The sequence below is a fragment of the bacterium genome (assembly GCA_035371905.1).
Taxonomy (GTDB): domain Bacteria; phylum Ratteibacteria; class UBA8468; order B48-G9; family JAFGKM01; genus JAMWDI01.
On sequence record DAORXQ010000066.1, the window covers coordinates 1 to 3,889 of the forward strand.

Consider the following 3,889-nt stretch of genomic DNA (forward strand, 5'->3'; position numbering starts at 1 on the left):
AAAAGAAAATCATTTCAGACACAATTTCAGATATAAGAACTTTAAGTAATTCAGATTATAGTAGAACTAAAATAAAGGAACTAACATTAAAATTAATGGAGCAAGAAATAGAATATTCAAATAATTTAAGGCAAATCCAAGAGAGAAATTTGAAAGATTTAAAAGATTCTATAGAAAAAGAAACCAAAGCATTTGAAATTAGAAAAAGGTCTTCAAGTGAATACTATCAATTTTATTATACTATTTTAACTAAGATACGAAACTATGAAGGTATAGTAGACCAAGATAGAAAAGAGTTAATGGATGAATATTATAGAAAGTTAAGAGAGGTTGAAGAAAAAATTCTTACTGATAGACTCAAAAATTTAGATGATTTAATAAAAACAGAGACATTTACTACCGAGTATAGAAAAAGTTTGATAGATTCTTATGTGAAATATTTGGATTATGGTTTATCTAAAGGATTTTTAACTTATCAAGAATTTAATGAAAAATTATTAGATATAACTATTCAAGGGTATTCTAAAATCTTAAAAGAGACTGCTTTGATGGACCCATTTTCATCTATAACTGATAGATTAATAAATTTCGGGAATTATATTTTAACTTATTTAAGCCAGTATAGAGAATCTATTCAAGTTTTACTTCCTGAAGAAAGATTAAAAATATTTAGTCAGATATTAGATTCTGTTTCAGAGCATATTAAAGAACAAAAACTAACTTCTGCTGATATAGAAAACATCTTCAATCAAACAAAATTTAAAGAAGTTATTACTAATCTTGGTGATATTTTAGGTTTAGCTCCTGAAATTATAAATCAATCCTATGGGAATTTACTAAATAACTTAACCACAAACAATCAGAAATTAATAGATTTAATTAATCAAACAAAAGAAATTTTAAGAGATTCATTTGAATCCATTATCCAAGATTTTTCAACTGGTTTTTATTCTCTGACTAATTTAACAAGTCAATTAATAGTAAACTTCGGAGCCAAACTTAAGGAGTATTTAATTGATAGATTCATTAACCAACTTAATATATCTGAAAGAATAAGGGAACTCTTTAATAATCTCAAGCAATCAATTTCGTATGATGAAATTACAAAATTCTTTTCAAATTTAGTTGATGAATTAAGTGTTTCTTTATCTAATTTTCTTACTCAATTCCAAGAATTATTTGATAGATTATCTATAGACCAAGCTATACTTAATTTTAAAAAACAAACTTTTGATAATATTCTTAATATATTCAAAGAATTTATTGACAACTTATACCTAAAGGGTCAATCAATAGAACAAGCTTTCTTAGATTTAAAAATAAACATAGTGAAGTCTTTATTGAAACTAATAACTGATATAATCACAACCTCAAAACTATTAACTCCAGAATTTATGAGAAATCTATCAGAAGCTATTGACCAAGCATTACAAGGTAATTATGTATTACTCAGAAGATTAGTCACAAATTTCGCTGATAAAGTTTTATCTTTACAACCAAGAATTCAAAGAATCTATAAAGAAGTAGTATCTGCTTTTGGTTTGACTATAGAAGATATTTCAGATTCAATTAGTGAACCAACTAAAAGATTAAATAATTCAATCCAAGAATCAGTTTCAAGTCTTGAAGAAAGTATTACTGAGGCTGGTAATGAAATTTCAGAGTTTACTGATAGTTTTGCTGGTTTAATTGAAAGTTCCCGTTCAAGATTAGAATCTTCTATTTTATCAAGAGTTCTACAATTAAGATTAAAAGCTGCGGAGAGGAGTTATCTTTTAAGAACAGGTGAAGCTAAAATCTTGGGTAGGATTCCAGGTTTTGGTCAAGTTCCTACTTTACTTTCAGAATCACCTGTTATTAATAAAACTATAAATATTTCTTTCAAAGGTCTTTCTTTTAGTGAACAGAAGAAAGTATTTGATTTATGGCAAGAAAAAGAAGAATTTTCTAATTTAACTAAATGGGATTAAATTATGAATAAAGTAAAGTTAGGAAATTTAGATTTAGATTATAGGTTTAAGTATAAATACAGACCAAACAAAAGATTAGCTATTGAGAAAACTATAGATTCTGTAGTAGTTCAATCTTCTCCATTTGTTTTACAAGATACTTTAATTGAATGGGAATATCCTTATGCATCAAGTTCATTAAGAAATTATATTCTGAGTCTTTATCAATCAGGTGCAGTAACAACCTTTATAGATTATGATAATCAAAGCTATAATATAATGTTAACTGCATTTGAAGAAGAAGAAAAAAATTCAATGTATAATTTAAAAGGAACTTTTATAATAATTTCAACTTAAAACAAGAGAGAAGTTCAATGAGGAATAATGATATAATAAAGAATGAGTATGAAAGGGTTCCACATACACCGAGATGGAGTATAGAAAAGGGTGTTTTTCTAACTCCAAATATTCCAATTGTATTTGACCCACCATTACTACTTTCACCACTTGGAGCTGAAATTTCAATATTTTGTTGTCCATTACTCTGTTATAGACACCCAACTTGTAATAAAATCAAGTTTGAATGGACTTCAATTCAAGGAACAGACTATTATGAAATCCAAATCTCAGATTCAACTGATTTTTATGTAGTTCAACCTCCATATGATATTGGAAATTGTCTCATAACTAAAATTACAAATAAGAATTATATTGAAATAGATTTATCTCAGGAATGTTGTCCTATTGTATATAAAGATACTATTTATTGGCGTGTAAGAGCTAAGTTTAGTGGTTTATATTCCAGATGGTCAGCAATTGGTTCTTTTAGATTAAAGACTTCTTGGTGTGGAGAAGGTTCTTGTATAGATGTTCCTTGTGGCACTTGTGAAACAACAATAGAAACTTGTACTACTTGCGATATTTGTGATACTTGTGATGTTAATGATGCCTGTAAAAATCTTTGTCAATCTTGTGATGCTTGGTGTATGACTACTAATGATACTTGTTATGCACCTGAGAGTTGCACTCGTTGTGAAGGTTGTGATACTTGTGATACTTGTGATAGGTGTATGGTATGTGAGCCTTGTGAAAATTGTCAGAGTATTTGTCAGGCTTGTGAGCAATGTGATATTTGTGAAATTTGTCAGAATTGTGAATCTGTATGTCAAGGTTGTGATACTTGTGATATTTGTAATACTTGTGATATATGCCAAAGTTGCCAGAGTAATCAATCTACTTGTCAAGTATGTGATGCTTGTGATATTTGTGAAAGAAATCAAGGTTGTAATACAGGACAATGTTCTACTTGTTTAACTTGTCAAAGTATATGTGAAGTATGTGAAACTGATGTCTGTAGAAGTGGTGAGAAATGTAGTACTCAATGTGAATTATGTGAAACAGGACAAACTTGTAGCACTACTTGTGAAGTTATATGTCAAGTCAATTTAGATTGTTGTCAAGTATGTCAGTCTTGTGAGCGTTGTGATAAATGTGAGAAATGTCAGAATTGTGATAGTTGTATGTCTTGTCAACCTTGTGAGTCTTGTGAGAATTCATCACAAGGAATTTGTATTGTATGTGATGGCGAAGTTTCTTGTCCAACTGATAATTGTGGTAAATGTATGGTGTGTGAGCCTTGCGAGAAATGCCAAACTTCTTGCCAAGGATGTGATACTTGTGATAGTTGTGATAAATGTGAACGAAATGAGGTTTGTAATACTTGTGATACTTTACTTGAAAGATTAGTTAATGTGGATTGTGTTTATAATATAGCGACAATTCCAGATTGTGGTATTTGTCAAAGAGCTTTTGACAAACCCACTATTTATTGTAATGCGAAAACTTTATTTAAAAAATATAAAGTAGAAATCTCAAGCTTACTTGATAATCAAGGGAATAAAATCCATCCTAATTTAGAAGGGATTTTTGAAATACAATGG

3 protein-coding genes are annotated in these 3,889 nt (G+C 28.7%); all 3 read left to right on the forward strand.

Features of this window, described 5'->3' with window-relative positions; all coding sequences use genetic code 11:
- On the forward strand, positions 1–1,970 hold a 1,970-nt coding region (locus PKV21_07190), incomplete at its 5' end, for a hypothetical protein (GenBank protein HOM27273.1).
- Between the two features lie 3 nt (positions 1,971–1,973).
- A complete protein-coding gene (locus tag PKV21_07195; GenBank protein ID HOM27274.1) occupies positions 1,974–2,306 on the forward strand; it encodes a hypothetical protein in 333 nt (110 codons plus the stop codon).
- A 17-nt stretch (positions 2,307–2,323) separates the two neighbouring features.
- Positions 2,324–3,889: hypothetical protein (locus PKV21_07200; GenBank protein HOM27275.1), on the forward strand; the 1,566-nt coding region annotated here is incomplete at its 3' end.

Excerpts from the sequence above, each read along its gene's own strand:
- PKV21_07195 (HOM27274.1), top strand. The coding sequence starts at position 1,974 with ATGAATAAAGTAAAGTTAGGAAATTTAGATTTAGATTATAGGTTTAAG.